1 protein-coding gene and 1 pseudogene are annotated in these 1,297 nt (G+C 58.6%); both read right to left on the reverse strand.

Translation table 11 applies throughout. The features are described 5' to 3' along the window. A pseudogene (locus FHL07_RS23510) lies at positions 1–547 on the reverse strand (electron transfer flavoprotein subunit alpha/FixB family protein); the annotation flags it as partial. A gap of 2 nt (positions 548–549) precedes the next feature. After that, a partial coding sequence (locus FHL07_RS23515; RefSeq protein WP_138738990.1) for an electron transfer flavoprotein subunit beta/FixA family protein occupies positions 550–1,297 on the reverse strand: 748 nt, incomplete at its 5' end.

Raw genomic sequence — 1,297 nt, forward strand, 5'->3', positions numbered from 1 at the left:
GCTCTTCGCCAACAAACGACGAAGTGCCTGCATCGTGAACCGCTGCAACCGCTTCAACCGCTGCCGAACCACCTTGCGCAGCAACCGGGTCGAAACCGGTGGCGCGTACGGTGATCACTTTGACCGGCGCAGTGGACTGTACGGTGGCAATGGCGTTACCGGCGTAAATCGGACGAGTGAAGGTGTCGGCGCTAACCACCGAAATGATCTCGGAGATCTGATCAACGTCCAGTTGCGCAGCAACGCGCGGCAGGATGTTTTTGCCGTTGGAGGTGGCAGCGGCCAGGATATGGCTGTAGCCAGCGCCCAGCTCTGCAACCAATGGCGCAACGTTTTCAGGCAACTGATGGGCGTAGGCCGCGTTATCAGCAACCAGAACTTTGGCCACACCAGCGATCTGCGCAGCTGCTTCGGCTACAGCGCCAATGCTCTGGCCTGCAACCAGAACGTGGATGTCGCCACCGATTTTGGCGGCAGCGGCAACGGTGTTCAGCGTGGCCGGAGCCAGTGCCTTGCCGTCGTGTTCTGCGATTACCAAGATAGTCATGATTAGATTACCTTCGCTTCGTTTTTCAGTTTCTCGACCAGTTCAGCCACCGACTTGACCTTGATACCCGCGCTGCGTGCAGCCGGGGCTTCCACTTTCAGGGTCGAGTGGGTCGAAGCAGTCGAAACACCCAACGCGTCTGGCGTCAGTACTTCAAGCGGCTTTTTCTTGGCTTTCATGATGTTTGGCAGGGACGCATAACGCGGCTCGTTCAAACGCAGGTCGGTGGTGATGATCGCCGGCAAGCTCAGCGAAACGGTTTGCGCGCCGCCGTCTACTTCACGGGTCACGGCAACCTTGTCACCTGCCACTTCAACCTTGGACGCGAACGTGCCCTGACCGAAACCGGTCAACGCAGCCAGCATCTGGCCAGTCTGGTTGTTGTCGCTGTCGATGGCCTGTTTGCCCAGGATCACCAGCTGTGGCTGTTCCTTGTCGACAACGGCCTTGAGCAGCTTGGCCACGGCCAGCGAGGTCAGGTCTTCGGCGGACTCGACCAGAATGGCGCGATCAGCACCCAGCGCCAGCGCGGTACGCAGCTGTTCCTGAGCAGTGGTCGGGCCGATGGAGACGACGACGATTTCAGTCGCAACGCCTTTCTCTTTCAGGCGTACGGCTTCTTCCACGGCGATTTCGCAGAAGGGGTTCATCGACATCTTGACGTTGGCGAGGTCAACGCCGGAGTTGTCCGCTTTGACGCGCACTTTAACGTTGTAATCGACCACTCGTTTGACAGCTACAAGAACCTTA

This window comes from Pseudomonas sp. FSL W7-0098 (assembly GCF_005930585.1).
Taxonomy (GTDB): Bacteria; Pseudomonadota; Gammaproteobacteria; order Pseudomonadales; family Pseudomonadaceae; genus Aquipseudomonas; species Aquipseudomonas bubulae.